16 protein-coding genes are annotated in these 16,962 nt (G+C 35.7%); 9 read left to right on the top strand and 7 right to left on the bottom strand.

Annotated features, from left to right (window positions below):
- Positions 1-128: 128 nt before the first annotated feature.
- Positions 129-1,319, top strand: a complete 1,191-nt coding sequence (locus ACY651_RS19535; protein ID WP_462255189.1) for a pyridoxal phosphate-dependent aminotransferase — start codon at positions 129-131, stop codon at positions 1,317-1,319.
- 143 nt (positions 1,320-1,462) lie between these two features.
- Here ACY651_RS19535 and ACY651_RS19530 read toward each other — a convergent pair whose 3' ends face one another.
- The 4 genes from ACY651_RS19530 to ACY651_RS19515 all read right to left on the bottom strand — a co-directional run bounded on the left by ACY651_RS19530 (position 1,463) and on the right by ACY651_RS19515 (position 6,482).
- Entirely contained in the window at positions 1,463-1,915 is a 453-nt protein-coding gene (locus ACY651_RS19530) for a hypothetical protein (protein WP_462255188.1), read from the bottom strand.
- 219 nt (positions 1,916-2,134) lie between these two features.
- A complete protein-coding gene (locus tag ACY651_RS19525) occupies positions 2,135-3,988 on the bottom strand; it encodes an OstA-like protein (protein WP_462255187.1) in 1,854 nt (617 codons plus the stop codon).
- A 59-nt stretch (positions 3,989-4,047) separates the two neighbouring features.
- Positions 4,048-5,070: an MlaD family protein gene (locus ACY651_RS19520; protein WP_462255186.1), complete on the bottom strand. Its 1,023-nt coding sequence runs from the start codon at positions 5,068-5,070 to the stop codon at positions 4,048-4,050.
- A gap of 56 nt (positions 5,071-5,126) precedes the next feature.
- Complete coding sequence (locus ACY651_RS19515; RefSeq protein ID WP_462255185.1) at positions 5,127-6,482, bottom strand: N-acetylmuramoyl-L-alanine amidase family protein; 1,356 nt, start codon at positions 6,480-6,482, stop codon at positions 5,127-5,129.
- 86 nt (positions 6,483-6,568) lie between these two features.
- Between ACY651_RS19515 and ACY651_RS19510 the strand changes: the two genes are divergently transcribed.
- Positions 6,569-9,307, top strand: coding sequence for a putative LPS assembly protein LptD (locus ACY651_RS19510; protein WP_462255184.1), 2,739 nt, complete (start codon positions 6,569-6,571; stop codon positions 9,305-9,307).
- Between the two features lie 81 nt (positions 9,308-9,388).
- Here ACY651_RS19510 and ACY651_RS19505 read toward each other — a convergent pair whose 3' ends face one another.
- The 3 genes from ACY651_RS19505 to ACY651_RS19495 form a co-directional block, all read right to left on the bottom strand.
- Complete coding sequence (locus tag ACY651_RS19505) at positions 9,389-10,171, bottom strand: lysophospholipid acyltransferase family protein (RefSeq protein ID WP_462255183.1); 783 nt, start codon at positions 10,169-10,171, stop codon at positions 9,389-9,391.
- 52 nt (positions 10,172-10,223) lie between these two features.
- Positions 10,224-10,907, bottom strand: coding sequence for a uracil-DNA glycosylase (ung, locus tag ACY651_RS19500; protein ID WP_462255182.1), 684 nt, complete (start codon positions 10,905-10,907; stop codon positions 10,224-10,226).
- A 251-nt stretch (positions 10,908-11,158) separates the two neighbouring features.
- The gene (locus ACY651_RS19495) at positions 11,159-12,517 is read right to left on the bottom strand and encodes an MATE family efflux transporter (RefSeq protein WP_462255181.1); all 1,359 of its coding nucleotides are present in this window, start codon (positions 12,515-12,517) and stop codon (positions 11,159-11,161) included.
- 44 nt (positions 12,518-12,561) lie between these two features.
- On the opposite strand from ACY651_RS19495, the gene ACY651_RS19490 reads away from it, so the two are divergent.
- The 7 genes from ACY651_RS19490 to ACY651_RS19460 form a co-directional block, all read left to right on the top strand.
- Positions 12,562-13,395: a DUF3822 family protein gene (locus tag ACY651_RS19490; protein ID WP_462255180.1), complete on the top strand. Its 834-nt coding sequence runs from the start codon at positions 12,562-12,564 to the stop codon at positions 13,393-13,395.
- Positions 13,383-13,919: an RsmD family RNA methyltransferase gene (locus tag ACY651_RS19485; protein ID WP_462255179.1), complete on the top strand. Its 537-nt coding sequence runs from the start codon at positions 13,383-13,385 to the stop codon at positions 13,917-13,919. Before ACY651_RS19490 ends, ACY651_RS19485 begins: the two co-directional genes overlap by 13 nt.
- 81 nt (positions 13,920-14,000) lie before the next feature.
- On the top strand, positions 14,001-15,053 hold the full coding sequence (lpxK, locus tag ACY651_RS19480) for a tetraacyldisaccharide 4'-kinase (RefSeq protein WP_462255178.1): 1,053 nt from the start codon (positions 14,001-14,003) through the stop codon (positions 15,051-15,053).
- A 61-nt stretch (positions 15,054-15,114) separates the two neighbouring features.
- Complete coding sequence (locus tag ACY651_RS19475; protein WP_462255177.1) at positions 15,115-15,678, top strand: RNA polymerase sigma factor; 564 nt, start codon at positions 15,115-15,117, stop codon at positions 15,676-15,678.
- A 47-nt stretch (positions 15,679-15,725) separates the two neighbouring features.
- On the top strand, positions 15,726-16,037 hold the full coding sequence (locus ACY651_RS19470) for a hypothetical protein (protein WP_462255176.1): 312 nt from the start codon (positions 15,726-15,728) through the stop codon (positions 16,035-16,037).
- A gap of 9 nt (positions 16,038-16,046) precedes the next feature.
- Entirely contained in the window at positions 16,047-16,580 is a 534-nt protein-coding gene (locus ACY651_RS19465; RefSeq protein ID WP_462255175.1) for a Spy/CpxP family protein refolding chaperone, read from the top strand.
- Between the two features lie 70 nt (positions 16,581-16,650).
- Positions 16,651-16,962: cytochrome c peroxidase (locus tag ACY651_RS19460; protein WP_462255174.1), on the top strand; the 312-nt coding region annotated here is incomplete at its 3' end.

The raw sequence follows: 16,962 nt of genomic DNA, 5'->3' as shown, positions 1-16,962 counted from the left end.
GCTCTAATACTTTTTGCTAACTAACCTTCTTTAAAATTTAAAGATTCTTTATAGTGTCCAGACACATTTCAAAAGAATAATCTCTTTGTTGATATTTTTTTAACTGTTTATAATTACTTTTGCAAAATATGCAACTATCTACACTTTTATCGAGATTTAATGAGCCGGAAACCCTTAAAATGGCCAAATTAGGAAGAGAATTAAGAGCAAAGGGAATTGATGTAATTGACCTTAGCCTTGGTGAACCCGATTTTGATACGCCCCAACATATTAAAGATGCCGCAATAAAAGCCATCAATGACAACTGGAGCCATTACACACCGGTTGCAGGTTTTGCCGATTTGCGTGAAGCAGTTTGTACCAAATTAAAACGGGATAATAATTTAGCCTATAAACCTGAAAATATTATTACTTCTACAGGTGCAAAACAAAGTTTAGCCAATGCCATTTATGCTGTAGTTGATAATGGCGACGAAGTGGTTATTCCCACACCATACTGGGTAACTTATTCGGAGTTGGTTAAAATGGCCGGAGGTAAAGTTGTTGAAGTTCGTACATCGCAGGAGAGTGGATTTAAGGTTAGTCCGCAGCAATTGGAAGCGGCAATAACTGGCAAAACAAAATTGTTTATGTTCTCTTCGCCCTGTAATCCATCGGGCACAGTTTACAGCAAAGCAGAACTGGCAGCATTAGCCGAAGTATTTAGAAAACATCCGGATGTTTTAATTATCTCCGACGAAATTTATGAGTATATTAATTTTGTTGGCGGGCACGAAAGCATTGCACAATTTGAAGATTTAAAAGAACGTGTTATTTTAATAAATGGGTTAAGCAAAGGTTTTGCTATGACGGGTTGGCGCCTGGGTTATATTGCTGCCAATGTAGAAATTGCAAAAGCCTGCGAAAAAATTCAGGGACAATTAACCAGTGGCACTTGCTCCATTACTCAAAAGGCAGCAGTAGCTGCACTTACCGGCAATTTAAAACCTTCGGAAGAAATGACGCAAGAGTTTACAAGAAGGAGAGCAAGGGTTTTAGAATTGATAAAAGATATTCCAGGTTTTAAATGCGCCGAACCTGATGGAGCGTTTTATATTTTTCCTGATGTAAGTTACTACTACGGCAAAACAGATGGTACACAAACTATTGCTAACGCCGCTGATTTTAGCATGTATTTATTAAACACTGCTAATGTTTCTTCTGTAATGGGTGATGCTTTTGGCGAACCTAATTGCGTACGTTTTTCTTTTGCTAACAGCATGGCAAATATTGAAAGGGCTTGGGTGAGGATTAAAGAGGCGTTAGGAAAATTGAAATAGTCAATGGGCAAAAAAAAATAATCCAGTAAAATAATAAAAACCATCCGTTATTTTCGGATGGTTTTGTTTTATGGCTAAGCTATATTGAGTAAAAAAATAAAAAAAAAGTTCCAAAGTTCACTTTTAATATTTGACCATTCACCTTAAAAAGTAAATCTTGCAGAAAAACCAACTCCCGATGCTTCAAACCCAACTTTAGTAATAATATTTAATTCAGGCTTCCAGTCAACAGTAAGGTTTAAAGGAATGTTGGCAAACTTATAGTCTAACCCGATAATACCTGCCGCACCAACATTACTGCCACTGTTATTAAATGCAACGTACCCACCAAAGCCAATCAACCATTGCAGGTTTTCTGTTGCAAGTGGTTTATGAATTTCGTACAGGCCGCAAATGCCCACACCATCACCAAAACTTAAAATACCTTCCAAAGCGTTTTTACCAATAAAATGTTTGTAAGTAATACCACTTTTAATAGCCGGTATCGATGAACCGAGCCTGACACCAAGGGCATTTTTGTAAGCACTTTCATCCTGTGCTTTTGTGGTTAAGGAAAAACTAAGGGCAATAAGAAATAATAACAATAATTTTTTCATGGTATTTTTTTTGAGTAGTGTAATCGAAAATAATGCCAGCGTAATTGTAATTTTTAATTACAACGCACAAAGCTTTATTAACTGTGTTAAGGATTTTATAAAAAGTAAAAGAGATGGAAAAATAAAAATCAAAGAATAGTTAGCTGTCGCATAAGATTTTCAAAATAAAAATTTTGTGTTTCTGTACCTCTCCGAAACAATCGGGACAAGTGTGGCATATCACTCAAACAATTCCAGTTTATTTTTTGGCCTCCTGTTATCAAGCCATTTAAAATTTTTCAATTGTTTTTTATCAGCAGGGGTTTGGCGAATAGGATACATTACACCATCAACATTATTCACAAACTTTACTTTATTCAATTCTTTTTTTACAAAGAAGATATCAATTACATCACCGCTGCTTCGGTTCATGCCTACAAAAGCACTGTCATCATCCTGGGGATAAAAAATACTTTCAGCAGGTGATCCCTTCACTCTTACGTAATCAATTTGGCCATCTTTAAAATAACCATTCAGTGTACGTCCGGCAATTTGATTAAATAATTTATCTGCTGTTTTATTAATGATGATACTGTTATAAAAAACGTACAGCTGTTTTGCTTTTTGGTTTTCGGTAAACATATAAATGGTATCGCCGGCAATTTGTGTTTTACCATTCCAAACCAGGGGCTGGCCAAATAATTTAAAAGTAGAATCTTCGGTAGAGTAGTAGAGGCTGTCGCTAACGGCCTGCAGCGAATCGTTGAATATCCGAACATTATGAAAACCCAAAAAATAACGAATGGCAGAATCTTTTTTATTAAGATTGATGACCATTGCTTTTGTTGCAGTATCTTTTTTGGGCAATGATTTTATTTGCAGGCTGTCACTTTTTTTCTTCTGAGGCAATATAATATCATCACTGTCCATTTTATTTTCAGTTACAGCAATCTCTTTTTTAACAGTGTCAACTTTTTCAGGCTCACTAATTACTACTTTGTCATTTTTTTTCTTACCTAAAAAACTAATATCGGTGCTGTCAGTTTTATTTATTGTAATGGCTTTTGTTTTTTTTAAGGTATCAATTGCAGTGGTTGTTTTTTTTGCAATAGTGTCATATTTTCTCAAACCAGAAAATAAAGTATCAGCAGCTATGTAAGTGCTGTCGCCATCTTTGTGTAAAATCATTACAGGCTTGTTGTAAGCTAAAAAAGAATTTTCCTTTGTGTTTACTTCAACATGACCGCCAATGGTTGTAACCTGGTTTATACTGTCCACCACTTTTGCATTACCGTCGGCAGTTACAATTCCTTTTTTATCATCAAAAAAAATCTTATCGCCAATTATAGAGCGGCTGCTGTCTCTTATATAAGACCGTTCGTAAAAAATAGCTTCGCCAGTTTTTAAATTGTAAATTCCTGATTTGGTATCAATAATTCCATCTTTACTTACAATATGTGTAGGCGCAATAAATGTTGCTACATCTGTAGTGATGTTGTACAATAAACTGTCCGTTCTTATATCATATTTTGGATCTACAAGGTGTACATTCTTTTTAAAAATCACATCTTTGGTATCTGCATAATAAACCCCATCGGTGCTGGTTAAAACTGTTTTACCATTTAAAACCCTGCCGCCATTTTTATAAGTTGCAATGCCGGTACGTAAATTATATTCCAAATCATCACTTAATAAAACACCTTTCTTATCGGTAAGTTTTACCGACTTTTTTAAATAAGCAATTCTTTCCCCACCAATATATTTCAGGTACTGTGCGTATGTATGTATGCTGTCGTTATCGTTGATGTGTACGTTTCCAAAAGCTTCTACTACGTTTGTTCTGCGGTTTATTACCACACTGTCGCAATAGGTTGTGGTAAGGCCTTCCTTAATAATAACATTGCCTGCAGCAGTTTCAATAGTTGTAGCAGAGTCAATTGTTTTTTCCCTTAAGTTTTTTGCCTGTACAATTTGTATTATTCTAATAGTATCCTGCGGCGAGGGTAATGTTACAGGCTGTTGTGCATGCGATGTTTTGTTAAAAACAAATAACAGCAGAAGTAAAGAGAAAGTAGTAGTAAATTTTAAATGCAATGCTTAATATTTTTTACTGCTGCAAGTTGCCGAAATTATTTTATAACGTAATGGTAAAGTTATTTTTGCAATACTTTCAAATAAGGTGCATTAACAGTATCGGGTAAAGGCACCACAAGAGCTTCTCCTTTAGCCTTTTTTCCAAAAACAGAAAATGAAATATATCGTTTGGGATTAGTTTTAAAATCATCCAGTAAAACATTTAGCTTATTGGCAGTAGCAGCCAGATTATTATACAATTTTGCATCGTTAAGTAACATACCGGCAGTTCCATCTTTTGTATTTAATTTACCCAAACTTGTTTTTAAATCTCCAACAGTAGCATTTAAAGTATTTAAAGTTTTTTCTAAATCAAGCTTAGAAAGATTAGTTGTTGTTTTATCAAGGTTGGTCATTACGGCTGTTAATTTTTCATTATTATTAGCCAAATTACCTGTAAACGAACTTACATTATTTAAAGATTTTGCCAGCGCCCCGGTTTGTGTATTTAATAAACTTTGTAAAGATGCAGATGAAACAGTTAAACCAGCGGTTGTTTTATTCAGGTTTTCTAATATTCCTCTAATGTTATGTTTTGAATTAGGATCAAGTACACCGGCAAGGGTCATCAATACCGAGTCGAGAGATTTTACCGCATTTTTCACCTGCCCTAAAACCGGCCTTAACTCCTGTATAGCACCATCTAAAATACCTGCACTGGTTTCTGTACGTATAGTATCGTTTTTAGGAAGATATTGTTGAGCATCGCCTAATTTTATTTCAATACTGGTAGTGCCTAAGGGATTATTTTTTATAGAAGCAAAAGAATTTACCGGGATATTTACATCCTTGTTCAGCGTCATATTCACCAAAATTTCTTTCATGTTTTTATCGGTAGTAATGCTGTACACCGTACCTACCTGCAAACCATTTATCATAACCGGGTTACTGTTGGCAAGCCCCTGCACATTGGTGTATTTAGCAAAAAGGCTGTGGCTTTTACCAAAAAAAGTTTTTCCTTTTAAAAAATTAAAACCCAGTACCAGCAGGGTAATGGCTATTGCAGTTAATGCGCCAATTTTGGTTTCGTTACTAATTTTCATTGTAGTAGTTAGTTATTGAAATATTATTAATAAACTTCCCAATCTTCGGGCCAAATTTATGGTTTAGGTTTTGGTTTCTGCGACTTAAATTCAAACCTTATTGAGGCATTGTTTTTTAAATCTGCCGACAATCTTACTTCATAACGGCTTACGCCATCTGTTATTATCATTAAAGCGGTATTGGGTGGTATGCTGCCCATGTTATCGGCATATAATACCAGTTCGTTAGTTTTGCCAGGCACTAAATCAATAGTAAAACTGTAAGGCTTTGCAGTTAAAGCTCTATTACCCGTTACTAAATCTTTATTAAAATAAACAGAAACAATATCATTATCAATTTCCCCATCATCATAAATTTCTATTTTTACTTTATCGCTTTTTACCTGTAAAATTTTGGTATCTTTTGTTGGCCTGCTCTCTAATTCTGCTGGTGTAGCTTTTTCTTCAGCAGGTTTTGTATCGCTGGTTTTGTTAGTGCCTTCTACCTGTTCCTTGTATCTTATAACTGCAGCAGTTATAGCTTCTGCCAGTTCCTGCTGTCCTTTTTCGCTGTTAATATAACGTTCATCTTCGGGGTTATTAATAAAACCGGTTTCAATTAAAATAGCCGGCATATTGGTAGATTGTAAAACACGAATGCCTACCTGCCGCTGATTGACACCTAAAGCTGCCCGTCCTGTTTTTTCAACTTCATTGTTTACATATTTGGCCAGCAAATCACTTCTTTCCTGAAAACGTTTAGCATAAATTTGTGCAAGTGTGCGGCCTTCCGGAGAGTTAAAATCAAAATCATTAAAGGTGGAATCAGCATTATCAGTTTCAATTTCAAAATCTTCGCCACCTTCCATTATGGCTTTTAATTTATCACTGGTTTTATGCGGAGCAAATATCCAAACGCTGGTGCCACTCCGGGTTAATGGTAATTTAAAATATTCATAAACCGGTACAGTTACTTTATAAGGGGTAGAAATTTTTACCTTTTTCTTCTTTACTTTCTTATATGTTATTTTATACCTTGTTTCTTCTTTAGTACCAATTTGTCTTTTGCCGGTTTTTAAAGGGCCGCCGTCGGCATGAATACATAAAAAAAGATCGCCTTTAAACTCATTCGCTAATCTTGCTTTTTCCCTCGGGTCCTGGTAAATGTCGGTGGTACGAGTGGGCTTTACGCTAACATCGGGTAATTGTTTTTTTAATTCTTCAACTAATTTAAGGGAGATGGCAAGGGTAATATCTTTTTCTTTGGAGCGTAAAGAATGTTCGTACTGGCCAGTGGCTCCCGGATCCCTTGAACCGCCATGCCCGGCATCAACAACAATTGTTTTTATTTTTTTTTGTGAAAAAGTATTGGGTAACATTAACAAATGCAAAGCAGCAATCAATATTAAAACAGGTACTTTGTTTTTCAACATATCCAAAAGGTTTATCCGGGGTTAGTAATTATATTAATATTCACAATTTCATGCTGTTATAATGGCTATTTTTGCCAATCATAATTATGAACCAACTGTACAAAGGTAAGGCAAAATATATATTGACATGGGCTTTGGCGCTGTTGTTTGCAGGCTTAACGCTGTATGGTGGTACTAATAGTTTTAATACACATTACTTTCACAGTAATTTAACTACAGATACTATTTTTAAAAATCAAAAACCGGTTACTGTATTGGTAGTGGATACACCTCCTGTAAAAAAACCGGATACTAATATTATTAAAAAACAAATTCCCGATTCGCTTAAAATAAGTGATTCTACTTTTGCTGTAATCGACACCGTAAATTTTAAAACTTCTAAAGATTCGCTGGATGCACCCGTAACTTATCATGCAGATGATTCGATGGTGCTGGATGTACCCACCGGTAAAATAATTTTATACGGTAAAGAAACAAAAGTTAATTACATCGATAACCAACTGGTGGCGCCACATATTGAGTTTGACCAAAAAACCAGTTTAATAAGCGCTTATTTTGTTAAAGACAGTACAGGAAAAGTTGTTTCGTGGCCCACTTTTACCCAGGCTGATTTTTTAACCATCAGCGATTCTATAAAGTTTGATATGAAAACCGGCAGGGGTATAACCAAAGGCACCTATACCAAGCAGGACGAATTGTTTGTGTATGGCGATAAAATTAAAAAAGAAAGTGCCAATGTTTTTTACGCTTTAAATGGCAGGTTTACCACCTGTAATTTAGATACGCCGCATTTTGCATTTGTAAGTAAAAAAATAAAATTCATTAATAAAAAAATGGCTTTTACCGGGCCCGTGCATCCCGAAATTGAAGGTATTCCGCTGCCTGTTGTTACATTGCCCTTTGGAATATATCCTTTATCGCAGGGCAGGCACTCGGGTTTAATTGCGCCAACATTTACTGCAAACGAACAATTGGGTTTGGCGCTGGAAGGTATTGGCTATTATAAAATTTTAAGCGATAACTGGGATGCTGTTGCAAGAGGAACTATTTATTCGTACGGCGGATGGACGGCGAGTATAAACCCCCGGTATTATAAACGCTATCATTACCAGGGTAATTTTAATATTAACATTCAGCATTTTAGGGATATTGATGAATCGGGGGCAAGAAATTTTAATGTTACCTGGTCGCACTCTGCCGATACAAAATCACGGCCGGGGGTAACTTTTAGTGCCAACGTAAATGCAGGCAGCAGCAAGTTTAATGCATCGGTGCCTAACAGTCCGCAACGCAATTTTCAAAACCAGTTAAATTCTTCCATCGCATATTCAAAAATATGGAAAGATAAGCCGTTCAGCCTTACCGTTAGTGCCAACCATAATCAAAACACTGCACAAAATTTAATCAACCTTAATTTACCGGATATTGCTTTTAACGTAAATACTTTATATCCATTTAGAAGGCAGGAGCCGGTGGGTGAATATAAGTGGTACGAAAATTTAGGGGTGGCATTAAACAGCAATGTAAAAAGCCTTACTTATTTTTATGATACTGCAAGTAATATTGGTAAACAGTTAATTGATAAACTGCAATATGGTGCAAGCCATAACGTCCCTATATCATTATCGTTGCCGCCGTTGGGGCCTGTGCAAATTGCACCTTCCATCAGTTACCAGGAGTATTGGTATCAAAATAAATTTGTACGTAAATGGAATGCTGCCAATAAAAAAGTAGATACTGCAATAACAAAAGGTTTTTTTGCAGCAAGAGAAATGTCGTACGGCGTGTCGGGTACTACAAGAATATTTGGCATGGTTGCATTTGGAAAAAACAGTAAGGTGCAGGCAATCCGTCATGAAATAAGACCCAGCTTTGGTTTTAGTTATCACCCCGATATGAATGCTAAAGACCATTATTTATTACAAACAGATACAACCGGAACTAATTTTATAAGACCATCAATTTATGAAGGCAATATTTTTTCTGCCTTTGGCGAAGGTAAATCGGGTGCTATAACATTTGGTGTTGATAATAACATACAGATGAAAGTAAAAAATAAAAAAGATACCGGCGAAGCAGCAATAAAAAAAGTTACTTTAATTGATGGGTTCAGCATCAACAGCAGCTATAATCTTTTAGCCGATTCTTTTAAACTGCAGCCATTCAGCATTCAGGCACGTACCAATCTTTTTGAAAAAATAAATATTACTGCAGGTGCTACGGCCGTGCCTTATTTAATAAACAGCCGTGGCGAATTTATTGATAAAGTAGTGTGGAGTAAAAAGCCATTGTCGCTGGGTAAAATAACTACTGCAAATATTGCAGTACAAAGCAGTTTTAAAGGCGGAGATAAAGATGAAAAACTACCAACAGATAATAGTAACCCCAACCAGGTAAATCCCATATCGGGTTTGCCTTTAGATGAATATCAGCAGGAAGCGTCCTATATCAGTAACAACCCTGGCGAATTTGCAAATTTTAATATTCCGTGGAGTATTAATTTCCAGTATGCCTTATCTTATTTTAGAGAGAGAAAGGCAGATTACAGCGGATACAAAGGTTCTATTTCTCAAAATATAAACTGGAGTGGTACTTTAAACTTAACTTCTAAATGGCAGATAGGATTAAACGGGTATTATAATATTACTACAAAAGAACTGGGTTCGTTAAGTATGTATTTAACAAGAGAAATGCATTGCTGGCAAATGGCCATTAATATTTCGCCAGTGGGTAAATATCGTTTTTTCAATATCAGCATCAGCCCCAAGTCGGGCATTTTAAGAGACTTGAAAATAAACCGAACAAGATATTTTTATGATTTGTAAAATTGGTTTAGACGTTTAGGGTTTAGGGGTTTAGGAAAAAACATTCGATGCTAAACCTCTAAACCCTAAACTTCTAAACGTCTAAACCCCTAAACTTTCTTCCACATAATACTCCTTCATCACAGTAAATACATTTTCTTTTAAATCTTTTGCCGAAATATTTTGGGAAGATACCGCAGGCATAAAATGCATTTTTAAACGTGTTGGTAAAAGATAGAATGTTTTATTTATGGGCATGGCTTTTTTTGTTCCAATAATTACGCAGGGCAGTATTTCTTTTTTACTTTCTATGGCTAATTTAAAAGCGCCGTCATAAAATTGTTTTAGTGGTTCGGCAGTTCTGTTTCTTGTGCCTTCAGGATAAATGCACATGTGCATGCCCTTAACTAAAACTTTTTTCATTTCATCAAAACTTTTTATCCGGCTCCTTTCATCTTTTCTGTTTACTAAAATGGCACCCCGTTTATAAAACCAGCCAAAAATCGGCACTTTGGCAAACGAATCTTTTGCAATAGTCATATTGCCACCGGGCACATACGGTGCCGATAAGGGAACATCCAAAAGCGCATTGTGATTAAATACCACCACATAATTTTCGTTTGCAATAAAATTTTCTTTCCCGCTAACAGTAACAGGGCAGCCCACTAAAATTAACCAAACATTCATCCACCATTTAGAAACATTTATAAAAAAATCCTGGCCTTTTTTTTCATCTTTAAATAAATGCGATAACATTGACGGTAAAAAGAAAATTAAAAACGTAACCACAAAACTTACCAAACCCCAGAGTGCCCAAATTCTTGCAAAAATATTTTTTATAAAATCCAGCAAAAAAAAGGAATTGCTATTTTTTTTATTTTTCATAATCTATAAATTTCCCCCTTTTCCACAGGATGCTGTGCAAGGGGATAGGGGTTTATGGGGTTAAGAGTTTCCAGTCAATGGGCTGTAATCCCTGCTTAACCAATAAATCGTTTGTTTTTGAAAAATGTTTGCAGCCATAAAATCCTTTATCTGCCGAAAAGGGAGAAGGGTGGGCTGCCTTTAAAACAAAATGTTTTGTTTCATCAATCAGTATTTGTTTTTCCTGTGCAAATTTGCCCCACAGCAAAAAAACGATGCCGCTTTTTTCATCAGAAATTTTTTGAATAACTGCATCGGTAAAATCGGCCCAGCCAAATTTTGCATGGCTGAAAGGTTCGTTAGCCCTAACCGTTAATGCAGCATTTAATAACAATACCCCCTGCTCGGCCCATCTTGTTAAATTACCATATTGCAGTGGCATGGCCACACCAATATCGGTTTGTATTTCTTTAAAAATATTTACTAAAGAGGGTGGTGGCTTAATACCATTTGGCACAGAAAAACTTAAACCGTGTGCCTGGCCGGGGCCATGATAAGGATCTTGCCCCAATATCACCACTTTTAATTTACTAAAAGGCGTTTGGTTAAATGCATTAAATATCAGCGCTCCTGGCGGATAAATAATTTTACCGGCTAATTTTTCAGTTTTTAAAAATGTTACCACCTGCATAAAATAAGGTTTGGTAAACTCATTTTTTAAAACTTCCCGCCACGATGCTTCTATTTTTACATCCATTTATTGCATGTTTGTATAAAAATACAAAAGCTTCTAAATATGAAAGCATTTATATTAAACGAAAGCTGTAATTTTTCCAGATACATCGATTCTCATTAAAAAATATTATTTAAAATTTCAAATATTTATAAACCAGAATACGCTCCGTAAAAGCTCAATAAAGATTTGCAGTTGAAGAGTGTCCTTCGTTCCTCAGGATAAACTCTGCCAATGAAGATGAACATAGATTTACTGCACGGCCCAAAAATGTATTATTTTGTTTTCCACTTACCACTCTTTAAAAATATAAATGCCATTATAAAAATGGTTAACCAGTACACCACTTCGTTACTCCATGCCATAGCCAATGAAATAAAATGCACTTTTACAAATATCCAGCTGTAAATAAGGTACACGGTTATAGCAACAATTTCTATAAGTAAATTCATTTTTGTTTTACCGGTACCGGTTACACCGTTTAGCCAAATGTTGGCCACACTCATAAACAGCATCCCCAGCGAAACAACTCTTGCTACTGGAATACCTGCTGCTACAAACGCATCATCTTTACCAAATAAATTAAAAAAAGTGGCCGGAAAAATATTGAGCAGCAAAACCATTATGCTGCAAAAACCAATACTTAACAGCATTATTTTATTGATAGCCAAAATAACTTTATCTTCTCTTTTTTGCCCCATTAAATTACTTACCACCACATTGCTGGTGCTGGCAAATGCCCATACAAAGACGCCTGCAAGCCCAAATACATTTCGCATTACATTGCTGATGGCTTTATCCATCTGATTGTTACGGGCTTCTATTAAAAAGAAAAAGATCAACCAGGTGGTTACACTAATTACATACTGCATTACCAATGGCGCCGACACTTTTATTATCGCCTTATTGATAATTTTATCGTAAGCAAAACTTTGCAGCAGGCTGTATTTCTTTTTTAAACCGGTTTTGTATAATACAGCAAACACTACTATAAATCCGACCACCTCGGCAATTACCGATGCCACTGCAGCACCATTAAAGCCCATTTCAGGAAAACCAAAATGCCCGAATATTAATACATAATCCAGCAAAATATTTACCAGTGCTTCACAAATAAAACCAATCATTAAAAATTTACTGTTAAGCGAGGCTACTAAAAAAGCATTACCGGTAAGAAATAAATATAAAAAAGGCAATCCCAAAATACGGATACGTAAAAAACTTATTTCTTTTGGATAAGCATCGGCTGTTGCTACAGCCTGTAAAATAAATGGCGCCACTAAACAGGTAAATAAAATACCAAAAACAGCAAATTGTAAACTTATACGAATGCCCTGTGTTAAAATAATTTTAAATGCATTGGTATTGCCACTGCCTGCATGGCGGCTAAAAACCGATTGTATAGCATTGTTTAAACCATGCCCGGCCACAGCAAATATTAAATAGAAGACGCCTGTTATTCCTGCATTGCCTAAGGCATCAGGGTCTTTATGATAATTACCTAAAAAAATGCTGTTGGTTAGCATATTTACCTGTGGTATAAGTATAGCCAGCGTAATAGGTAACGCAATAGACAAAATTTGTTTATTGGTTACTTTTATTTTTAAATCGGTTATTGTTGCTGCACTTTCCATAAAGTCAGCAAAATTATCTTATTTTGCCTGCCGAAAATCATACAGTGAATCCATCATTTAATATAACAACAGAAAATACGCCGCTTAATAAACCTAATCTGTTTATTACCGCAGGCAAACAGGGCATGTCTTTTATTCAGTTAGATACTGAAAGCAATACTTTTATATCGGTGTTGGTGTATCACTTTGCAAAACATTTAACTGCTGCAGCTGTTGCCGAAGAAATAAATAATATTGTAAGTGCCGAAAATTTATCACAACAACATTTTAAAAAAATATTTGTTACTTGGTGTTTTGATGAAAACGTTTTAGTGCCCCATGAATATTTTGATGCAGGTAGCAGTAAAGAAATGCTGGAATTGGTACATGGCGATTTAATGCAGGGTGCTGTTCAAAATGAATTGGTAACCACACATAATTTGCATACGGTGTATAAAATTCCTGCAGCGGTAAAAAATATTTTTAACAATCATTTTCCGTTTTGCATTCAAAGCCACCAGAGTTCTTCTTTAATAAATTTTGAAAAGAATAATAAAGATTTGCTGTATTGCAATTTTTATCCGGAACATTTAACGGTACTGTTGCGAAAGAACGGGCAATTACAAATTATACAGCAGTATGAATATGCATCGCCGGAAGATGCCGTTTATCATTTGCTGAATGTGTGCCAGAGTTTTGAAACTGATGCCGCTAAAACAATTTTAACGGTTAGCGGTATGATTGATACGGATTCAAGTTTGTACAGCGAATTGTATAAATATTTTCAGGCGGTTAATTGTGCTGACTTACCTGCTGATTTTAATTATGCAGAGGAAATAAAAAGTCATCCTAAACATTATTTCAGTCATTTATTTGCTATAGCATCATGCGTATTATAAGCGGCATACATGGCGGAAGAAAAATTTCTCCACCCAACAATATGCCTCACACAAGGCCCACCACCGATATTGCCAAAGAAGGTTTATTTAATGTGCTGCAAAATAATTTAGCCATAGAAGAATTAAAAGTGCTTGATCTTTTTGGCGGCACCGGTTGTATCAGTTACGAGCTGGCCAGCAGGGGAGCAGCCGATATTACCATTGTGGAAAAGGATAATGCGATGTATGATTTTATAAAAAAAACAGCAGGGGAGTTGGCCTTAGAAAATTTTAAAATAGTAAAGCTGGATGTATTTCGTTTTATAGATACTGCAACAGATCAATACGATTTTATTTTTGCCGGGCCGCCTTATGCATTGGCAACTATTGATGAGCTACCTATAAAAATATTTGAAAAAAAATTATTAAAACCCAAGGGCTGGTTTATTTTAGAGCATACACCAAGAAACGATTATAAAAAGTTTGAGCATTACAAAACAGAACGTAATTACGGCACAACCATTTTTTCAATTTTTATAAATTAGGTTGCCACGAATTACACAAATTTTCACAGATTACAATGCACACTAATTAACCAATAAACTAATCAACTATTTAACCAATCCATGCTAAGAAGTTTTAGATATTTATTTTTTCCTCTTTCATTAATCTATGGTTGCATAGTATGGTTACGCAACTGGTTATTCGATAAAAATATTTTGAAATCTGCTTCTTTTAATTTCCCCATTATTTGTGTTGGTAATATTGCAGTGGGCGGTACGGGCAAAACCCCAATGGTGGAAAATTTGATTCGTCTGCTGCAAAAAGATTTTAAAACCGCTACTTTAAGCCGTGGTTATAAAAGAAAAACAAAAGGTTACACTATTGCAAATGAAGCATCAACAGCTTTAGAAATTGGTGACGAGCCGATGCAGTTTCATAATAAATTTCCTGATGTTGCAGTGGCAGTGGGAGAGGAAAGGTTAGTGGCTATTCCGCAATTGTTGCACGACAGGCCGGATGCTGAAGTAATAATTTTGGATGATGCTTTTCAGCACCGGCAGGTAAAAGCAGGATTAAATATTGTGCTTACAGCATACAACAATCTCTTTACAAGAGATATAATTTTACCCGCCGGAGATTTACGTGATGTAAAAACAAGTATGAAACGTGCCGATATAATTGTGGTTACAAAATGTAAAGCCGGATTATCTGCCGCAGAAAAAAAATCAATTTCCGAAGAAATAAAACCATTGGCGCACCAAACAGTTTTTTTTACAGAAATTATTTATACAAAACCATATCATCTTTTTAATAAGGGTCTGGCAAACATAACATCTCTAACCAATATTTTATTAGTATGCGGCATTGCCAATCCCAATCCGTTAAAAGTTTATTTAGCCGATAATGTGCATGAGTACGATATGCTGCGTTATCCTGATCATCATATTTTTAACAGCGATGATTTAGCAGATATAAAAAAGCAATTTGAAAAAATTGAAAATAATAATAAAATAATTTTAACCACCGAAAAAGATGGGGTAAGACTGATGAAGTTTGAAGAACAACTGAAAGATTACCCGGTGTATGTTTTGCCAATAGAACACCACTTTATGTTTGATGAAGCGAAGGCTTTTGACAAACTGGTAAAAGATTTTATAGAAGGCTACAAAAAATAAATATAGTTTACAGCAAAGGTTTTACTAATTGCGAACGTCTAAATAAAAATTACCCGCCCATTTGACCGAACAGGAATTGCTTTATGGACTCCGTAACGGGGAAGAGCTGGCTTTTAAGGAACTGGTACACCAGTTCCAGCTTAGCGTATTTAATACATCGCTGGGCTTGCTGCAGCACAGTGCCGATGCCGAAGATATTGCCCAGGAAGTTTTCATACAAGTGTATCGTTCCATCAAAAAATTTAAAGAAGAAGCTAAACTCTCTACCTGGATATATAAAATTACTGTAACAAAATGCCTAAATCATCTGCGCAGTAAAAAAAGAAAAAAACGGTTTGGTTTTATAAGCAGTTTATTTGGCAACGATAATACGCCATTATATGAGCCGGAAGAATTTAATCATCCCGGCATACAGTTGGATAAAAAAGAAGAAGCCGCTATACTTTTTAAACTGGTGGATCAGTTACCCGAAAACCAGCGCACAGCATTTATACTAAATAAAGTAGAAGAGCTAAGTTACCGGGAAATAGCAGCTATTTTAAATACTTCAGAACCAGCCGTGGATGCGCTGTTGCAACGGGCAAAACAAAACCTGCGGAAAAAAATAAATGAATTACCTCCATAAGCGAAGGTTTCTGCAAAAAATAACATCTAACTAATGAATTATTGCTAATGAATAATAAAGAAGATAAAATATTAAATAGTTTGGCAGGTTTGCAAAAAGCAGCAGCGCCTGACTTTTTTTATACCCGTTTACTGGGGCGTATGCAAAATGAAAGCGTACCTCAACAAAAACAATTCTTTTTGCTGAGCCCGGTGTTTGTTGGTGCTGTACTTTTTTTAGTATTGATCTTAAATGTATTTTCAATAGTACAGTTGAATAAAACCCCGGAACAAAAAGTAACGGTGCATTCAGCAGGCCCTGCATCACTGCAATCATTTGCAGATGCATATAATATGAATACAGCATTGGTTTACGAATAAATTTTTAGTATGAATGCTATTACAAATAACCGCTGGATAACCATAATAATATTGCTGATGCTTACAGCAAATATTGTTACACTGGTTTTATTGTGGACACATAAAAGCAACAACAACAGCTTACCCGGTCAACCTCCAGTGGCAGGTCAGGTGTTTGAATTTGTTACAAAAGAATTGCAATTAAATGCTGCTCAGCAGCAAGCGTATAAAATTTTAAGAGAAGAACATCAAAAAGGGCAGAGGGCCTTGCAGGATAGTATCAGAAAAGCAAAAGATATTTTTTTTGCTTTATTACAGCAGCCTGCAACTGCAGATACACAAATACAAATACTAAGCAGCAAAGTAGCTGAAGCAGAGCAGCAGTTGGAAATTTTTAATTTTAAACATTTTCAAAAATTACGAGCTATATGCAATGCTGATCAGCAAAAAAAGTTTGACAGTATTATTAAAGATGTATTGCGCAGGTTGGCTCCGGGCAGAAGACAGGGACCACCACCACCCGGCATGGAACCCGGAGACAGAATGCCGCCGCCACCACAATAAAATAGTTACAATATAAATTATAGATTACCCAAATTAATAACCCTGATATTTACTCTAATACCAACGCTACATGACAAAAACGCAAATTACCTTCGCCGCAATTTTTATTTTACTGATAATAGCAGTTAGTTGTTCAAAAAACAATGACAGTGGCACCGGCAGCACGGATACTTACCCTGCAATTAAAGCCGCATTCGGAACAAATATCGATCTTAATAATCTTACTAACTATGCCGGCCAGGGCAAGCCGGCTTATATTGTTAAAGACAATACTGCCGGTAATACCATCACTAATGCAAAAGCAACATTGGGCAGGGTGTTGTTTTACGATAAAAATTTGAGTATCGATAATTCAGTGTCTTGCGGCAGTTGCCACAAACAG

The sequence above is a fragment of the Ferruginibacter sp. genome, from assembly GCF_031391665.1.
Taxonomy (GTDB): domain Bacteria; phylum Bacteroidota; class Bacteroidia; order Chitinophagales; family Chitinophagaceae; genus Ferruginibacter.
This window is presented reverse-complemented; position numbering and strand designations above follow the sequence as displayed.

Bases quoted from the DNA above. Each gene is read 5' to 3' on its own strand.
- ACY651_RS19470 (WP_462255176.1), top strand. From the start codon at position 15,726: ATGAATAATAAAGAAGATAAAATATTAAATAGTTTGGCAGGTTTGCAA.
- ACY651_RS19530 (WP_462255188.1), bottom strand. From the start codon at position 1,915: ATGAAAAAATTATTGTTATTATTTCTTATTGCCCTTAGTTTTTCCTTA.
- ACY651_RS19510 (WP_462255184.1), top strand. From the start codon at position 6,569: ATGAACCAACTGTACAAAGGTAAGGCAAAATATATATTGACATGGGCT.
- ACY651_RS19515 (WP_462255185.1), bottom strand. From the start codon at position 6,482: ATGTTGAAAAACAAAGTACCTGTTTTAATATTGATTGCTGCTTTGCAT.
- ACY651_RS19535 (WP_462255189.1), top strand. From the start codon at position 129: ATGCAACTATCTACACTTTTATCGAGATTTAATGAGCCGGAAACCCTT.
- ACY651_RS19505 (WP_462255183.1), bottom strand. From the start codon at position 10,171: ATGAAAAATAAAAAAAATAGCAATTCCTTTTTTTTGCTGGATTTTATA.
- ACY651_RS19520 (WP_462255186.1), bottom strand. From the start codon at position 5,070: ATGAAAATTAGTAACGAAACCAAAATTGGCGCATTAACTGCAATAGCC.
- ACY651_RS19485 (WP_462255179.1), top strand. From the start codon at position 13,383: ATGCGTATTATAAGCGGCATACATGGCGGAAGAAAAATTTCTCCACCC.
- ACY651_RS19465 (WP_462255175.1), top strand. From the start codon at position 16,047: ATGAATGCTATTACAAATAACCGCTGGATAACCATAATAATATTGCTG.
- ung (WP_462255182.1), bottom strand. From the start codon at position 10,907: ATGGATGTAAAAATAGAAGCATCGTGGCGGGAAGTTTTAAAAAATGAG.
- ACY651_RS19495 (WP_462255181.1), bottom strand. From the start codon at position 12,517: ATGGAAAGTGCAGCAACAATAACCGATTTAAAAATAAAAGTAACCAAT.
- lpxK (WP_462255178.1), top strand. From the start codon at position 14,001: ATGCTAAGAAGTTTTAGATATTTATTTTTTCCTCTTTCATTAATCTAT.